This window comes from Paraburkholderia sp. UYCP14C (assembly GCF_004197395.1).
Lineage (GTDB): Bacteria > Pseudomonadota > Gammaproteobacteria > Burkholderiales > Burkholderiaceae > Paraburkholderia.
Genome location: NZ_SELS01000034.1, coordinates 12,130 through 29,195, shown reverse-complemented (window position 1 = coordinate 29,195; position 17,066 = coordinate 12,130). Strand labels below are relative to the sequence as shown.

The window sequence follows — 17,066 nt, the reverse complement described above, 5'->3', positions numbered from 1 at the left end:
GCGTGGCGTCGCGCTACGCCTGATCACGGAGGCTGCCATGACTGCCTGGAAACCGGTCTTGCGCGCAACGGCCGTTGCGCTGGGCGTGTGCCTCGCCGCGAGCGGTGGCGCGCAGCAACCCGGAAGTGCGCCCTCGAAGGCCGCGGCGAAACACACGACGCAGGCCGCCGCGCCCGACTACCAGCCGGGGCTCGACCAGCACGCGCTCGACGTCATCAAGGCCGCGTGCGACCGGCTCGCGGCGGCGAAGTCGATGTCGTTCACGGCCATCGTCTCGTACGAGAGCCCGAGCCGAATCGGCCCGCCTCTCATCTACTCGACCAAGTCGGAAGTCGTCATGCAGCGGCCCGACAAGCTGCGCGTGATCACGCTGGGCGACGGTCCGCGCTCGGAGTTCTATTACGATGGCAAGACGATGACGGCGTTCTCGCCGGCCGAGAACCTCGTAGCCGTGACGGACGCGCCGCCGACGATCGACGACGCGCTCAAGAAGGCCTACGACGTCGGGGCGATCTATTTCCCATTCACCGACGTGCTTGTCGCGGACCCGTACAGGGACATCGCCGACGGTTTGAAAGTCGCGTTCTATATCGGCCAGTCGATCGTCGTCGACAACACGACCACGGACATGGTCGCGTACGTGACCGGCGACGTCTTCGTTCAGGCCTGGATCGGTGTCGAGGACAAGCTGCCGCGGCGAATCTACGCGGTCTACCTCAACGATCCGACGCGGCTGCGCCATGTGCTGGCGCTCTCGAACTGGGTACTCGATCCAGCGCTCCCGAAGGACTCGTTCGTGCCGTCCGGCACGTCCGGCGCGGCGCCCATCGCGTTCGAGCGTCCCGATGCCGCCAACTCGTCGGGGCTCAAGCCGCCGAAGAAGACCAAGGCCACCGATCCTCAACGAGGAGGCTCATCGTGAAGACGATTGCTATCTATGTAGTCGGTTTCGTCATTCCGGCCTTCGCCTCGGGCCCCGCCGGCGCCTGGGGGCACGCGGGCGGCTGGTCCGCTCCGGCCGGCGGATCGATGACGCGCAGCAACGCGTATGGCGGAAGCGAAACCCACACGCCGGGCCAAGGCACGACCGCGACCAACCGCTACGGTGACACCGCCACGCACACGCAAGGCTCGGGGCAGACGAGCTTCAGCAATCCGTACGGCGGTAGCGCGACGCACACCTACGGCCAGGGCACGACGGCCACCGGTGCCCATGGCGGCACCGCCACGCACACCGAGGGCTCCGGGCAGACCACCTACTCGAATCAGTACGGCAGCGCCACGCACACCTACGGCCAAGGCACCACGGCGACCAACAACTATGGCGGCACGGCCACGCACGCCACGGGATCGGGCTACACGACCTACACGAACTCGTCGGGCGCGACCGCGTATCACAGCAACTACTACGGCAACACGACCTACGCCGCCTACCATCCGCCAACCACGGTGAACGTGTACGGATCGGGATGCTATAACTGCGGCGGCTGGTCGACGGCCGGCGCGGCCGCGGCGGGTGCAGCGGTCGGTGTTGCGGCGGGCGCGGCGGTCGCTTCCGCGAATACGCAGGCGGTCGCCGCGAACGCCTACAACAGCGGCTATGCCGCCGCGAACTCGGCGAACTCGGCAAACGCCTATAACGCGGGCTACGTCGCCGGCGCGACATCCGCGGCGCCCCCGCCCAGTTCGAACTTCGCGATGGGCGCGATCTACGCGACGCTGCCGGCCGGCTGCATGAAGCCAGCGGTCCAGGGGGGCACCTACTACCTGTGCGGCAATACGTGGTTCAAGCCCTCCTATGGCGCGAACGGTGTCTACTACCGCGTCGTGCCCGCGCCCTGAACCACGCCCCGCCTCCGGCGCCAGGCACGCGACAGGCGGCAGGCGGCGTCGACGTGCATGACGCCACACGGTGGCGCTGCCGCGCACCTCTGACGGCGTATCGCGCGTGCACCATCTGTCGCATTGATCGCGTTGGCCCGCGTCTGCGGCAGCAAGCTGCTGGGCTTGTATGCCGGACGCGCCTAGCGAACCATCATCCTGGCGACGACTCGATCGGCGTCGTGAAACTGCCGACATGATCGCGACGTTGGTCGGCTCGTGCTCGGGCTCCTGTTCTCGTAGGCGAGAAGCTCGTTCGATAACCTGGAAGGCAAGATCACGCGCAAAGCAGCCAACGTCATCCTGCTCGACCGCATGCTGGCCAAAGGAGCCCGAAACGCATGTCCGAAGTACCTCGGGACCTGCCACTCGCCTTGCGCGAAGCCGAACGGCAGTTCCGGGTCGAGAGGACTCGTTCGTCAATAAGGAAAGCTGACACACGCCGGCACCGGGTCGCGAATGTCGGTGAAACGATCTAGAACGGCCACACGTTCCTGATCGGCCACCGTCGGCAATGGCCGACAACTGCGCATTCAGCATCGGGCGGGTTTCGGAGTGGACCGGTCGTTCAAGCGACCACCGCATGACTCAAGGCGAGCGGCAGAAAGTGGCCGAGGGTGTGTGAAAACGCATTGATCGCCTAAACTGGATCAACGCACTGAGACCGGGTGACTCATGAAGCGATTCGTTGAAGGCGATGACCGCAAGCAGGTCGCACTGCTTCCCGAATGCGTCGATGACTACATCGGACAGGACAATCCAGTCAGGGTCATCGATGCTTTTGTCGACGAACTGGACCTTGCGGAACTTGGCTTCAACGGTAGCACGCCTGCAGTCACGGGCCGCCCGTCCTACCACCCAGGCGTGATGCTCAAGATCTATATCTACGGGTATCTAAACCGCGTACCCTCCAGCCGGCGTCTTGAGCGCGAATGCCAACGCAATGTCGAGCTGATGTGGCTGACAGGACGTCTGGCGCCAGACTTCAAGACGATCGCCGACTTTCGCCGCGACAACGGCCCCGCCATCCGCAACATATGCCGTCGGTTCGTCGAACTGTGTCGCGGACTGAAGCTGCTATCCGGCGACATGGTGGCAATCGACGGCAGGAAGTTCAAGGCAGTGAACAGCCGTGACAGGAACTACACCGCAGGCAAGATCGACAAGCGTCAGCAGCAGATTGAGGAAAGCGTGCAGCGATATCTCGACATGATTGAAACCGCAGACCGGACCAGTCCGACAGGTTTCGATGTGAAGACCGTGCGCCTGTACGAGAAGATCGCGCTGTTGCGCCACCGGATGCGTGAGCTCGAGCAGATCAAAAAGCAACTGAAGACGCAACCGGACAGACAGCTATCGCTCACTGACCCGGATTCCCGCTCCATGACCAGTGGCGGCAAGAGAACCGGCACCGTCGGCTACAACGTGCAAACCGCCGTGGATACGAAGCACCATCTGATCGTGGAACACGAGGTGACGAATATCGGCGGCGATCACGGGCAACTCAGCAGGATTGCGAGTTGTGCGAAGAGCGCGATGGGCAAGCTAAAGCTGAAGGTGCTGGCTGACCGCGGCTACTTCAGTGGTCCGGACATCCGTGCCTGTGAATTGGCCGGGATCACTACGTATGTCCCGAAACCACTCACCTCGGCGTCAAGGAAGAAAGGGCTCTTTACCAAACGCGACTTCATCTACATTGCCAGGAACGATGAGTATCGATGCCCCGCCGGCGAGCGCGCAATTCTTCGATTCAAGACCGTTGAGAATGGCATGAATCTGAACGTGTACTGGACCAGCGCATGCCCGCGTTGCCGTCTCAAGGAGCGATGTTCACCCAGCGACTACCGCCGCATCCGACGATGGGAGCACGAACATGTACTGGAAGCCATGCAGCGTCGACTCGACCGGAAACCCGATGCAATGACCATCCGAAGAAGCACCGTTGAACACGTCTTCGGCACGCTCAAGCATTGGATGGGTGCCACACTTCCAGACCCGGACGCTCGGGAGGGTGAGCACCGAAATGAGCCTTCAGGTACTGGCATACAACCTCAAGCGAGTCATGAATATACTTGGTGTTGCGAGGACAATGAAGGCAATGAGGATGGCTGGAAGCTGAGGCCCTGAAGGGCTTCTTGCGCTCGCATTGCTCAAATAGCGTAAGCTCGACGCATCTAACTTGATCGACCCGACCACCAACCTCGCCCTCAGCCGCGAAAATCGAGTTTCCACACACCCTTATATGGACACCGCCCGGTTTGCCAAGTTGATCTTGATGTGATGTGCTAACGAGGTGTCGGCTGCGGTCTTATATGCGGCCTTTGGCAAGCCGAAGCTGCGGGCCCTGATGGAATACGCCAGGAACGTCCTCATCTCGGCCACGTACTTGTCAGTACAAGGGTGTGTTCAGGCTTGCGTTCCTGCGGTCCGACCTGTTTCGCCATCACATGTTAATCAACCTCAGCAACCTATCCAGACTACGGTCCTGGATTTACTGCTTCCCTGCTAAACAGATTTCACACTGACGTGATGCTTCTCGTACGTGCTGCCGCGAGCGAGAATTGCCCACGCGATGCGTGCTATTTTGTTGGCCAGCGCCACCGCCACTACATTGGCTGGTCGTCGCTCCCGAATTCCTTTCTGCCATGCTGTTGGAACCTTGGTGTGACACATCACCGAGCGCGCACCATGGATCGGCAGGGTGCGCAAATATGGGTCACCTCGCTTCGAGATTGAGCCCAGCCGGATCTTGCCTCCGGTGCCGCTTTGCCGTGGAACGAGTCCGAGAAACGACGCAAATTCACGGCCAGATTTGAACGTCTTTGCATCGCCGATCGTAGCCACCAGCGCTGTTGCAGTCAGTCTGCCGATGCCAGGCACTTCAGCGATTGCACGGCACGCCGCTTCCTGCTTGTGCCAGACGCCGATCCGTTTCTCAAGCTGCTCAATGTCCTGCTCAATCCCGTCGATACGCCTCAACTGGTCCTGCAGGCTGGAAATCATGATTCCGGGCAGGAGGCATTCCAGTTCGGCCATGCGTGCGCGGATCTCATTGAGTCCGGCGACGCGACCGGCTCGGAACGACACACCGAACTCGTAGAGGAGACCTCTCAGCTGGTTCACCTGCATGGTCCGGAATTTGATGAGCAGCGAGCGCATCCGATGAAGACCGAGCATGGCCTGCTGGTCTTCTGTCTTCATTGCCACGGTTCGCATCCCCGGCTGCTGAACCGCTGTCCAGATCGCCCGAGCATCTGCTGCGTCGGTCTTGTTCGTCTGAACGAACGGTCGGATGAACTTCGCATGCAACAACACCACCTCGTGTCCGAGCGCCTGGATCTTGCGGGCCCACCAGTGCGCACTGCCGCACGCTTCAAGCGCTACAAGACCGGCCGGCCGTTGGGCGAGAAACGTTATCAACTCGTCGCGCCGAAACCGTCGATTGGATACCTCACCCGTTTGCGCGTCGACCCAGTACATCTGGAAGATCTGTTTTGCAACATCCAGTCCGTATGTCGTAGCATTCATTTGGGCCCTCCGTTCCTCAAGTGGACGTGTCGAAACGCCACTCTGGCACATTGATGCCATTCGGTTCTGGAGGGCCTCCGCTTTCCTGCCGGACCCTACCTCCCCGAATGGAGGGCGGTGTCCATTCCATCTCGACCCGTTGCGGACGGCCGCAGCTCGGTGGAACCGGAGCTACCGGCGCTGCACCGGTATTGGCATTGTTGCAACGGAAAAATGAAAAAGCGCCCAGACCGCGGAGATCTGAGCGAGGCCATCGGGAGCCCGACGACGGAGGTAGAGCGACGAGACTGGCCCACTGCCGGCGTTGCGGTGCTAGCGAGCAGCTGTTTGAACCGGACGCGCGCAGGGGTGCTGCGCGCTTCAGACTGCGAGACGCGAGACAAGATACTTTTGGCGTCCTGCCGCGAGGCCGAAATCAACGCATTACGGATGGCTGTACATCGCGTTCCAGTCAGCCTTCGACACTGCCGGGCGTCCTGCTTCCGACGAACCACTGACTACGCCACCGTAACCGCTCGCCCCGCCATTCTGCGAAGCCACCTTGGCTTCAGCAGCCTGAATTGCTTCAGGATAGTGCGCGTTGTCGCCGTCACCAACGTGATAACCAGCCTTTTCCAACTGAACAAGTTCGGCGCGTACCTGTGCACGGGTGACAGACGCGTTCGATTGCGCGAACGACATGACCGGAGCAGCAAGGGCAGCGGCAACGACAACGGCGTGAATAAGGGACTTCATGGTACTGACCTCCAGACTTTGCTTTGTCCTGTTACGAACAGCCCTGTTCGTAAAGCAGTGACTACAGTCTAGATAAGTAGACGCTTAATATTAATGGCTATCGCTGGAAGGGATCGTTGCTGGATTTGGGGAAACCCTTAGTTCGTGCGCAACGCAAAAAATCCCGCCGAAGCGGGATAGCCTGATCTCGGCACTAGTTGGGCAAGAGCGTGACGACCCGGTACATAAGCATTGGATCCCAGCGAATCTCGGAGAACGACGGTTGAATCGGGGCGAATGGCCCGATGATTACGCAGTTATTCCGCTCATACCTGGCTGGAGCGCTGGAGCAGGCGGCAATCCTGAGCGACACGACGCAAGAGGTGGCGATTGTGGATCGCGGCTTCAAGGGTGTCGCGATCGACGACGTGAAGATCTACCACCCGGGCTTGCGCCGGGGCATCATACGCGGACTGCGCGCGATGATCAGGCGGCGCAGCGCGATCGAGCCAGCCATCGGCCACATGAAGACAGACGGAAAACTCGACAGAATTGGCTCAAAGGCGCGCTCGGCGATGCGATGCAAGCGGTGCTGTGCGGCGCGGGCCACCACCTGCGGATGATCCTGAGGAAGCTGCGGCTTCTTTGTGCCTTCGTTCTCGCGGCTCTGTTCAACTACAGTATTGCCGCCGATGTGATGGCGTGACGCCAGCAGGATGAGCAACGAATTGTTCAGGGCGGACTCAGTAAGAGAGCAGCGAAACTCATCGACCGCACTATGACCCGCCAGGGAAATACTGCGCCCCAGCGCATGCCTTCGAGTCGCCTCGATTCTTCAAATCCACCGGGCTCTGATGCGCAATCCAGCTCCATGCGATGCGCAACTACAGGAACGGTTGCCGTTGCGCCAATGCCACTGATGTTCCGGGCCAAACGCGATCGTCCTGTCTTCAAGTGCCCCGCAAAACACCGTCCCGCTTCGATTGTTTACAGTTTGTGACAAATTATTTCATTTGTCGCAAGAGAGTTATGCCTGACGGACAGGGTCTGTTCGACGGCGCGCTTTTCTATACTCGAGCGGTTTTCTCTCCCTTGTCGCAGCCAAAGCCAGAATAATTTATGAAGAAAATCTCCATCGCCCTCGCCGTATCCGCGCTTGCCGCATCGGCCGCTCATGCACAGAGTTCTGTCACCCTCTACGGCCTGATCGACGCGGGCATCGCCTATACGAACAATGTTCAGAATGGCGCCCCCAGCCACGGTAGCTCGCGCGTCGCACTCGCAAGCGGCAATATCAGCGGCAGCCGCTTTGGCCTGCGCGGCAGCGAGGACCTGGGTGGCGGTCTGCATGCGATCTTCGTGCTCGAAAACGGCTTCAACGTCAACAACGGCGCGCTCGGCCAGGGTGGTCGCATGTTCGGCCGTCAAGCGTATGTCGGCCTGAGCACCGATCAATACGGCACCTTCACGATGGGCCGGCAGTATGACTCGATGGTCGACTTCGTCGCGCCGCTGTCCGGCACTGCGGGCACGTTCGGCGACTCGGGCTTCGCGCACGTGTACGACAACGACAACCTGCAACATACGGTTCGCTTCAGCAACGCGGTGAAGTTCTCGAGTATCGACTACGCCGGCTTCAAGTTCGGCGGCATGTACGCGTTCAGCAACAGCACCAGCTTTACCGTCGATCGTGCATACAGTGCCGGCGCGAGCTACAACAACGGCCCGCTGCGACTGGCCGCGGCCTACCTCCAGATCAACGGCTCGGCGGCGGCGAGTAGCCCCGCAGGAGCGGTCAATCAGAACGTTGCGGCTGATCCAAGCGAGTTCAAGACGACCGTGGGCGGCGGCAACCTGACGGCGGATGTGCAGCGCACAGTCGGTGCAGGCGTCGGCTATACGTTCGGCCCGGCGGCGGTCAATTTCGTCTACACGCACAGCCAGTACCAGAACACGTCCGCGTTCGGCCTGAACCCGGTGAGCGGGTCTACTCACTTCGACAACTATGAACTGAACGTCAAGTACGCACTCACGCCGGCGCTGAATCTCGGCCTCATGGATACTTTCACCGACGGTCATCTGAATGGTGTGAGCAAGTCGAACATCGGCTCCGATCCGAAGTGGAACCAGGTCAACGCGATTGCACGCTACTCGCTGTCGAAGCGCACAGAGGTGTATGGAGAAGCGATGTACCAGCGCGCGATCGGTCACAACAATGTCGCAGTGATGTACAACGCCGGCGGTTTCTCGGCGACGAGCAATCAGGTGATGGGTGCTGTCGGCATGCTGACCCGCTTCTAAGGAAGCCTAACGCGGAACGGATTCAATCCTGTGTGAGGGCACAGTAGCAGTGCGCGCCGGCAAAGCACGCACTGGCGCAAATTCATCCGGGCACGACCGATACAGCCTGATTCAGAGGTCGGGTCCAGATGTGTCTGGACTCTCGTCGCGGGTTCAGACGAAACGGCGGTCATGGCGCAGTGAATGCGGAGCGAGAGTCCGCTGATACTTTCGCCGACGCGACTTTCTCCGAGCAAATCCAAGTAGTATTGGGCCCGTCCCGCTGGACGGGCTTTTTTTCATCCGGTGACCCAGCCGAGTCGCCTGGCGACGATGCGCGGGCCCCGTTTTTCCAACTGTTTGCTGCAAACAGGCGACATGCCCCAACCACCAAGGTCCGGTGTCTGGGCGGAGCCGACGTCTGAATGTCCACGAGAGCGCACGGTCGGACGACCGTTGTTGGCCGACCCCGGTCCGACGTAGACCGGCGGGCGTGCTCGGCCATAGATCGGCTGCGTCGGGCAGCAGTCGACCCAGAACGGACCTCGAACCCGGCTCTACTCGTACGGCAGCTTTCAGAGATGCAACGGCCATCCACGCCACAGCGCCCGGCAGTAAGTCGTCGGCCTTATGCGAAGCTTTGCATAAGGCCGAGCTCCAGTCGGTTGACCGAAAGGGCGGACCGAAGATCGCGTATGTCGCGGGCATCATAGCCGCGAGGTATTCGATCGCATTTCAGTTCAACCTGCTGTCGTTGAGCGTGGCCGTCGAGATCGCGCGCGCCCGGGCGCAGGGCCACGGCTGCGCGGCGCATAAACCCGTACCTTCATCCCCTGATCGCGTCAGAACGCTAAAGGTTGGCGAGCAACGCAAGTTGATGTTCGGTCTCGCTACCTTTGACCAACGAGTAAGCGCACAGACACTTCCGTTCGTCGGACGAAAAGCCGTACTCCAGGGAAAAGCTATCCCAGTGCGCGTCTTCGATCGGCATCGGTTTGACGTTCGCGCGCGCGAACCAGTTCATCATGCGACTTGCCTGGCGGCGAATCAGCACGCGCTCCCGGTCCAGAACGTATGATTCGTATCCGGCGCGAAGAACAAGATAGTGAGGAATTCCCTGCATTTCGCCGCTCCGGGCCGTCAGCGTTCAGTGAGCTTCATCAGAATGTCTGCATACCACGCGCAGTTCAGGCCAAGCGCCTCGTCATGCTCAATGTCGCGCCCACCGATATCGAAGCGCGTTGAATGAACGCCGAGCAGCGTCCAGTGCAGTCCGTTAGCGTGCATATTCAACCGCCCGCTGTCGGCCATGACAACAGCGGCTCCGCTGGTTCCCCGATGCGTTCGCGCGTCGGTCAGAAATTGCCCTTTCCCCTGGAATCTCAATCCAAACGAGGACGCCACAACAGCGTGTCGGACCACCGGCAGATGATGAAGCGAATCATGAAAACCAAGCGGATACCCCACCACGAGAAGCGGGCTGCCAATCTCAATGGCCTGGTTCAGATCAGGCAGGTGCGCCGGGGTAAAGGTCCGATAAGCCATCGTATCCGGCAACGCAGATTCCTGCAGCTCCACAGCAGCCACATCGATCGCACCGCCTGCATCGCAGCCTTGTCGCCAGACGGCTCGCCGGTCGACATAAAGCGGGACTGAAAACCAGGTGGAAGCACCGAGGTTCGCCGGATCGATGTGCAGCTCGATTTCAATGCGGTCCGGGCAATGGCCACTCGGCTCGTCAATGAGGACGTGCCTGCTCGTCACGAAGAACAGCCGCTTCTCGCGGGCAAAAAAGAAGCCACTCGCGCTCGTCATCATCGCATCCTGCGAGAACGTATGCACGCGGGTAGCGGCTAGCAGTAGTGAGTCCATGAACCTTGCCTACCCGATTGGCCGCACGTCGATGCAGCCTGATAAACGTACGCGGCGGCCCTCGACGGTGCGCCGTCAACCTACTCCGGAACCGCAATATCGCCGTTCACGAGCTGCCAGCCGTAGACCTCGGCGAAGTTCTTCGCGCGCTGCGCATCCTCGTACAGGGGCATGTCCGCGCAGCCGTGAAACGGATAGATGACCCGCTTGTCGGAAAGACGGATCACCTTCAACGTCGGAACAACGCCACCCATCGTCCGACGAAACGACGCGGCGACCTCATAGTTCTTCGCGCCAGGCTTATGTTGCTGCATTCGCGTCTCCTCGTTAATTGCACGGTCTCCCGGCTCGCTCATAGATCACGCACCGACTGCCCGTCGACCTGTCCATCGATCAGGCGCTCCGCATAGTCGCTCGACGCCTTGCGGGCCTCGCCCGCCTCGCCAAACGGCGCACGATGTGGAATCCGAAATACACGGCTGGCCGTCAGTGTGTCGTTGGTGCCTCGGCGGCATATCCTGACAGCAGCGTCGAAGCCGGCGCCATAGTCGTATGATCCAACGGCACCCCGCGGAATGCGGGGATAGACGAGGGGATAAATCTCCAACCCTCTGTAAGTTCTGACGTACTCGTTCATGATGTAGTCCAAAGGTGTGAGCCAAGACGAGAAGTAGCCGGGAACCGCCCAGGATGAGCAAAAGGGCGATTGCCGCAAACGAAATGGCGATGCACAGCGCGCCGCAGAGGTCGGGATGGAGCAACTATCGTAGCGGCGCAGCTAGCGGAATCGGCGTCCGGAGACGGAAAATCGCTTCCTCTGGAAAGGGCAGAAAGCTAGCCAGTGGTAGACGGGAATCGGGTGCCGCACGTGAACGCGAACTCCGATGGACGGCAGGCATGAGAGAAGACTGGAAGCGATGCAATGAGTGTACCACCCCGCCTTTATAGTGGACCGCCCTTTTTATCAAGTGTCAGACCAGACATGGGTGATCCCGGGCTTTGGCCTGGCATCGTCGTTTGACGGCTATGCCGTTCGGGCCCGCAGCCGATGGCGATTGTACGAAATCAAGTTCGATGGCTAACCGATGTTCCGCGGATGGCGAACGACAATGGGCAGCTTTTCGCGCTCCACGGCTACCACTGAACCGCGCGAGTTGTGCGTCGTTGCGATGTGGCCGCTACGATATCCTTCGAATCGGTCTGGGTCCACGCAGAAGCGACGGTACTCAACGTTGACGGAAACTCGACTTGATTCCGGGCTGCCATAGGAATGGACTCGGCGTCAATGCGCCGCCACGCCCTCAAGCGTCCGTGTGAAAGCGTGTGCGAATGTCCCTAGATGGCCGCACTGCGACTCGCGACCGAGTGCGACGATCAGGGCCGGGACCGGTGGCTTTGCGCCCGCATGCTCACGAATCGTCATCGGGGACAAGCTTATGGGTGATCGCGTAACGGACCAGATCGACATCGCACCTGAGCCCCATTTTCCTTATGATATTTGTGCGATGAGTGCTTACGGTTTTCGCGCTTATGCCCATAGTGGTCGCGATGTCGACGGCTGTCTGACCGCATGCGATGCGTAGGAATATATGATGTTCCGTAGGGCGTCAGCCGTTCATGCGGTAAGCCGCTGTCAGACGCCACCACATCAAGCATCGGCTCGTCAGATGCTGTGAGATTCACGTAAACGCCACCCGACGCAACCTTTCGAACTGCTGCAAGCAGTTCGTGGGCGGGGCAGGTCTTGACGACAAAGCCCGAGGCACCCGCCGCAAAACATTGACTGGCAACGCTCGCTTTCGAAGACCTCGTAAGAACGACAATCCTTGGCAACTGACCCGCCCGCCTGGTTTCTCGGATAAGGTCTGTCCCACTCACACCCTGCATGACAAGGCCCAGCGTTAGCACGGCAGGCGATTCAGTGCGCACAAGATGCAGCGCGCCGTCCCCGTCGGACGCCTCGCCTGCAACCTCGATGTCGCCCGCAGCCTCAAGCACGCTCCGAATTCCAGCGCGCATAACGGCGTGTGCTTCTACTATTCCGACCCTGATTATGGAGCGTTCCATGAAAACACTGCTTTGTGTTCTGAGTACGTTGAAACTCTAAGTCATACATGAGCCGGCCGGCAACGCGTTATTTTTTACCGCGCTCACGCTCTATTTCGCTCCGAGCACCGTCGCAGCCACAATCTTCTTGGCTGCGGAGATCAGATTTTCGTTGAAATGGAAAGCATACCGTTAGCCTTTCCATTCCCACTTGCCCTCTGTCTGTCGAACGGTCAGTACGGGAAGATCCGTAGCTAAGTGGCAACCTGCCGCTCAAATGTCTGTGCAATCGTATGGCCAATTGACGGCTTGTGGCCGACCTCTGCCCGATGCCATCGACTCAGGACGACCCGTTGCCGACGGTCGAGCCGCCAAAATACAACGGCTGCTATCAAAGTCGAGGAGTCACTCAGCACGGCTACACGGCTCACAACTGGTCGGCCGGTCCGACCCTCCATGGCGCCTGGAAAGCAGGGCCAACGCCTAGAACACCAACCCGAACAGTCTTTTTAGCAGGTCTTCCAGCGACATCATCGTCAGTGCCAACGGCACGATCGGTATGAGTACCGCGGCTGCGAGGCGAACGATGGCATCCTTGGTAATGGGAGCGATACGCATGGTTCGGACCACGTCGAAACTGTTGGCGAGATCCGCAAGCGACTGAATATCCCCGCTCCCCACCAACGCCTCACCGCCAGGCGCGCCGCCCCGAACCCACTTGGCGTCGAATTCACGCACGTACCGTTCCGCCAGAGTGCCGTATTCACTCAGGCCTGTTCGCTTCGCCTGGGCCAGTTGAGGCGCGAAGACCAGTAAAGGAGCAAAGACCAGGCACAGCAGGAAGAGAACCATCGTTGCCGTCTCAACCTTGAATTCCGTGAGTGTGGCCCCGGCGAAGAAAATGCGGTTGGCGAACTGGGCTGCAAGCATTGCGCCGTGCGCGGCAAGGAGGGTCATGAACGCATAGACGGTATTGGCGAGAAATCCCAGGCCGCCGACGCGATCAGGATGAGTGGGAACGAGGCTCAGTTCAATGCGCGACACCTGCCAGAGAAACCGCGCCCAGATGAATACCCGGAAATACCAGCGGATCAACAGGAACTGGAACAGCGGAACGCTTACATAGGCATACCAGAATCCGGCGAGCGAAAGCGTCAAGCCACTGGCGGTGGGTATTGCGTACCACGTCGACGTCGTTTGCATCGCGGTGTAATGGCGCCACACGACAAGGACACCCACACCGTACACAAAAGCGATCAGCAGCAGCTCGGTGGCCACTGAATTGCGCAGACGGAATGCCGACCTGACAGCCTCATCGAACCGCGTCACGGACGCTTCAGGAATGATCTTCCGTTCGAGAAAGGCCCGCGCGATCGGGCGCAGGCGCCGATGTACCACCAGCTCGGCGATGATCAGAAGGGGCACTGCTACAAGGAAGCGGATGTGAGCTTCAAAGTCCAGCAGGAACGGTAGGGCCACACGGTTGCCTAGCAAATGGCCGTCCACAGCAGCGAGCACCAGTAGCGGCAGCCAGGCCAGGAGCGAGATGACGAGAACCCGCTGGCGCACCAACGCCAGCGCATCGTCGGCCATGTGCGTCCGGCGCAGAAGCTGGTAAAGGGGGCCACCCAGAACCAGTGAGAAACTCTGCGTATCCTGCAGGATTTCCTCGGCAGTCGGCGTCTTACGTTCTGTTCCTTGCTGTCCAAAATGCAGGTAGCGATTCATGATCCGGCGCCCCATCCTCTCAATTGACTCAATCGCCACGGCGGGGCGGTGGCGCGCCATTAGGTGCTGATCGCAGCAGCATTACGCATGCTGTTCGAGCAACAGACTGTCGACTGAGTAGGCAGCACGCCGCCTGCCGTGGCCACAACAGGCCCGGCGAGCATCAGGTCAGCAGTCGCATACCGCCTCTCGACTTGGGTTTCATCGTAGGATCCGACACGCCGCGTACATTGATCCAGGTCATGTTTGCGCGATCCCGGACCGGTGCGAGTTGGGTGCACTGAAGTCCGTCCTCTTTACATGAGGTGCGCAGCTTCTTTTGGCAGGATTCCGGCAGGTATCCGGCCAGTATCGGAATGGATCAGCCGTTCGAATGCCGGCTTTGTGGGATGGCCGAGCCGCAACTATAGGCCGCACGTAGAAGTTGGTCGCCGGAGGTCGGTCGTTCATCCTTTCGCCACCCCGAACATGCGAAGTCGAAACTCTCCAGCCATAGGCGCCCACACCATCTCTCAGGGAACTTTGGCGCTACAACGGACATGTGCGTTGAGATGTTGGCGGGCATGTTATGGACCGGCCAACGCTTTAGCCAGCACGGCACCGTGGGGATAGCTAAGGAAAGATCGGTACACGTTCTGACGTGACTTGACTCGTATAAATCTGACCCAAATCAAGGTGCGAGACCCTTTGGGCCCTAGGATCCTTGTAAGGTGATTGCGGTCGCGGCTCGATAGTCACCGCCGCCACGCATATCTGGACCACTACGGAACTCGAGTGAGATGCAACGCGACGCGCGGTCTGCGCAGACACACGCACGTCTCGTCTCAAGGGGGGCGCAATGATGAGCACGTTCTTCGCGGGACCGGTCAATGATTTGTCGGGCAGCAAGTGGAAGATGGACCAGACAGTTTTCGGCGTTTTCGCTGCGATCATATTTGCCTTGCTGCAAGGATGCTCCACCGTGCCTGACCGCTTGCCAGCGGTCCCAGATGAGCTGACAAGTAAGGCCGAGATTCCGGACATGCCCGGCGTGCGCCATGTTGCCGGTGTGGACGCCCCGGATCTGACACAGGTTGCCCTTGACTCGTTGAAGAGGGAAAAGGACTACCTCGCGCGGCAGGGACACGTGGGCCCGATGCCGCCTGCGGTGTTTCTCGCGATTTCGGGTGGCGGCGACAACGGCGCATTCGCTGCGGGCTTACTGAATGCGTGGACAGAAACAGGAACCCGGCCGGAGTTTAAGCTCGTAACCGGCATTAGCACCGGGGCGCTTATCGCGCCTTTCGCATTTCTCGGGCCGAAGTATGATGCAACGCTCAAACAGGTCTACACAACTATTTCTCCAGAAGACGTCCTGGAGAAGCGTAGCCTGCTCGGCGGCGTGCTCAGCGACGCGATGGCTGATAACCGGCCGTTGCTGGCGTTGACGCGGAAATTCGTCACTGCGGATCTGCTCAAGGAGGTGGCAGCAGAATATGCTAAAGGCCGTTTGCTGCTGGTTGCAACGACCGACCTGGATGCTCGTCGAGGCATCATCTGGGATATGGGGAAAATCGCGACATACGGTGGTCCCAAGGCACTGGACCTCTTCGTGAAAATACTCGTCGCCTCCACGTCAATTCCCGGCGCGTTTCCTCCAATGATGATTGACGTGGAAGTCAACGGCAAACATTACCAGGAAATGCATGTTGACGGCGGTGTCGTGGCGCAGGTGTTTGCCTATCCAGCGACGATCCGCATAGGTGAGGAAGCTGCGGCGGTCGGCGTCAACCGTGTGCGCAAGCTTTACATCATACGCAACGCACGACTCGATGCGGACTGGGAGCAGGTGGACCGCTCTACGATGACCATTGCCTCTCGCGCCGTTGCGTCGATGATCCAAAGTCAGGGCGTCGGTGATCTTTACCGCATCTACGCGACTGCGAAGCGCGATGGTGTCGAGTTTAACCTCGCCTTCATTCCGGAGAGCTTTAATGCGCCCCACAAGGAAGAGTTCGATACCGAATACATGCGCTCACTCTATGACACCGCCTATCAAATGGCATTGAAGGGCTACCCGTGGGCCAACGCACCGCCCGGGTTCGTTTTGCCGCGCGTCGCGGTAGCCCCGAAATAGGACGGCAGCGCCTTTTAAGTGCTGCGCGGACGCCGGCCCGCGCGCCGGCACGAGTCACTAATACCGGCGAGGCATACTTCTGTGCGATTTTTGCTTGCCGTGCCGCACAATTGAAGTAAGCCAATTGCCCGTTCGACCCTGCGTTAGGTGTCCCGTAGATGCGGTCGAACGGTCGGCCCGCGAAGGTCTGTAGCGAGACGGCAACCCGACGCTCGAGTGTCCGTGCAATGGTGGGACCATTGACTGCTCATGGCCGACCCCGGCCCAATGTGGACCGGCGGGTGCGGTCGGTTAAAGATCGACCGCGTCGGGCAGTAGCCGACCCACTTCGGCCTGTCGGTACGGTGCCGCCCGGATGGCCAGTCCCAGGATATTCCGGCCATTCGGGCAACTGCGCCAGGTGGCTCGTGCTCTGCGAATGATCTTTTTATGCTTGTCGGCGCGCACCCGGCAACTTCGGGTTGTTACGCTGAAGGCCGGTTCGGCACAAAGGACATTCGCGGATAAGAAATTCCCAAAGGCATCGGGCCGAACTGGCCAGGAAAGATCGCCTGCCGCACAGACGCGCCTCGCCTTACCTGCGCTGCACGAGTGGTTCAATGCCCAGTTGTCTGATCATCGCCAGGGTGCGATGGCTGGGCACGATCCGGGCAGCGCACACCACCTGTCAGGCGCCTCGGCAATGGCATAGGCGGCGGGGACCGGGCTGATGGCTGTTCAGACGGACGATTCCGGTTCCGCCGAGGTTGCGGCGGGCGCCCGCTTTGCGCGTCTGCGTTCATGGCAAACCCTGGGCTAGCGAGCGCTTTTATTTTTTCGTCCACGGCCTAACCTGTTCTACGTAGGCTTGCTGTAGCTGTTTCCGCTTCGTTTGGACCGGCTTGGCGCCCCCGGTAGTTTC

The 17,066-nt window shown here is 60.1% G+C and carries 12 protein-coding genes and 3 pseudogenes; 6 read left to right on the top strand and 9 right to left on the bottom strand.

The window, feature by feature from the left end:
• Positions 1 to 37: 37 nt before the first annotated feature.
• From EVC45_RS26845 to EVC45_RS26835, 3 genes and pseudogenes are all read left to right on the top strand, one after another.
• Positions 38 to 922 carry a DUF2092 domain-containing protein gene (locus EVC45_RS26845; RefSeq protein ID WP_129961240.1) on the top strand — a complete coding sequence of 295 codons (885 nt, stop codon included), beginning with the start codon at positions 38 to 40 and terminating at the stop codon, positions 920 to 922.
• Positions 919 to 1,842: a hypothetical protein gene (locus EVC45_RS26840; protein ID WP_129961239.1), complete on the top strand. Its 924-nt coding sequence runs from the start codon at positions 919 to 921 to the stop codon at positions 1,840 to 1,842. Before EVC45_RS26845 ends, EVC45_RS26840 begins: the two co-directional genes overlap by 4 nt.
• Before the next feature lie 714 nt (positions 1,843 to 2,556).
• A pseudogene (locus tag EVC45_RS26835) lies at positions 2,557 to 4,000 on the top strand (IS1182 family transposase).
• 386 nt (positions 4,001 to 4,386) lie between these two features.
• Here the strand turns inward: EVC45_RS26835 and EVC45_RS26830 are convergent.
• Both EVC45_RS26830 and EVC45_RS26825 read right to left on the bottom strand, forming a co-directional pair.
• Positions 4,387 to 5,409, bottom strand: a complete 1,023-nt coding sequence (locus EVC45_RS26830; protein WP_129961238.1) for an IS110 family transposase — start codon at positions 5,407 to 5,409, stop codon at positions 4,387 to 4,389.
• A 423-nt stretch (positions 5,410 to 5,832) separates the two neighbouring features.
• Entirely contained in the window at positions 5,833 to 6,144 is a 312-nt protein-coding gene (locus tag EVC45_RS26825; protein WP_129961237.1) for a DUF4148 domain-containing protein, read from the bottom strand.
• Between the two features lie 311 nt (positions 6,145 to 6,455).
• Here EVC45_RS26825 and EVC45_RS26820 point away from each other — a divergent pair.
• Together EVC45_RS26820 and EVC45_RS26815 are read left to right on the top strand one after the other, a co-directional pair.
• Positions 6,456 to 6,829: pseudogene (locus EVC45_RS26820) on the top strand (IS5/IS1182 family transposase); the annotation flags it as partial.
• Between the two features lie 413 nt (positions 6,830 to 7,242).
• Complete coding sequence (locus EVC45_RS26815; protein ID WP_129961236.1) at positions 7,243 to 8,424, top strand: porin; 1,182 nt, start codon at positions 7,243 to 7,245, stop codon at positions 8,422 to 8,424.
• Between the two features lie 829 nt (positions 8,425 to 9,253).
• On the opposite strand, the gene EVC45_RS46910 is transcribed toward EVC45_RS26815, so the two are convergent.
• The 7 genes and pseudogenes from EVC45_RS46910 to EVC45_RS26785 all read right to left on the bottom strand — a co-directional run bounded on the left by EVC45_RS46910 (position 9,254) and on the right by EVC45_RS26785 (position 14,049).
• On the bottom strand, positions 9,254 to 9,430 hold the full coding sequence (locus EVC45_RS46910; protein WP_248295264.1) for a hypothetical protein: 177 nt from the start codon (positions 9,428 to 9,430) through the stop codon (positions 9,254 to 9,256).
• Between the two features lie 113 nt (positions 9,431 to 9,543).
• Complete coding sequence (locus tag EVC45_RS26805; protein WP_129961234.1) at positions 9,544 to 10,275, bottom strand: trypsin-like peptidase domain-containing protein; 732 nt, start codon at positions 10,273 to 10,275, stop codon at positions 9,544 to 9,546.
• Between the two features lie 80 nt (positions 10,276 to 10,355).
• Entirely contained in the window at positions 10,356 to 10,589 is a 234-nt protein-coding gene (locus EVC45_RS26800) for a DUF6723 family protein (RefSeq protein WP_129961233.1), read from the bottom strand.
• A 38-nt stretch (positions 10,590 to 10,627) separates the two neighbouring features.
• Entirely contained in the window at positions 10,628 to 10,912 is a 285-nt protein-coding gene (locus EVC45_RS26795; protein ID WP_129961232.1) for a hypothetical protein, read from the bottom strand.
• A gap of 772 nt (positions 10,913 to 11,684) precedes the next feature.
• Positions 11,685 to 11,864: a helix-turn-helix transcriptional regulator gene (locus tag EVC45_RS47975; protein ID WP_373683070.1), complete on the bottom strand. Its 180-nt coding sequence runs from the start codon at positions 11,862 to 11,864 to the stop codon at positions 11,685 to 11,687.
• Positions 11,865 to 11,994: 130 nt separating this feature from the next.
• Positions 11,995 to 12,342, bottom strand: a pseudogene (locus tag EVC45_RS47970) (response regulator transcription factor); the annotation flags it as partial.
• Between the two features lie 462 nt (positions 12,343 to 12,804).
• Entirely contained in the window at positions 12,805 to 14,049 is a 1,245-nt protein-coding gene (locus EVC45_RS26785; protein ID WP_168991541.1) for a hypothetical protein, read from the bottom strand.
• Between the two features lie 838 nt (positions 14,050 to 14,887).
• Here EVC45_RS26785 and EVC45_RS26780 point away from each other — a divergent pair.
• Positions 14,888 to 16,165 carry a patatin-like phospholipase family protein gene (locus EVC45_RS26780; RefSeq protein WP_248295263.1) on the top strand — a complete coding sequence of 426 codons (1,278 nt, stop codon included), beginning with the start codon at positions 14,888 to 14,890 and terminating at the stop codon, positions 16,163 to 16,165.
• The last annotated feature ends 901 nt before the right edge of the window (positions 16,166 to 17,066 follow it).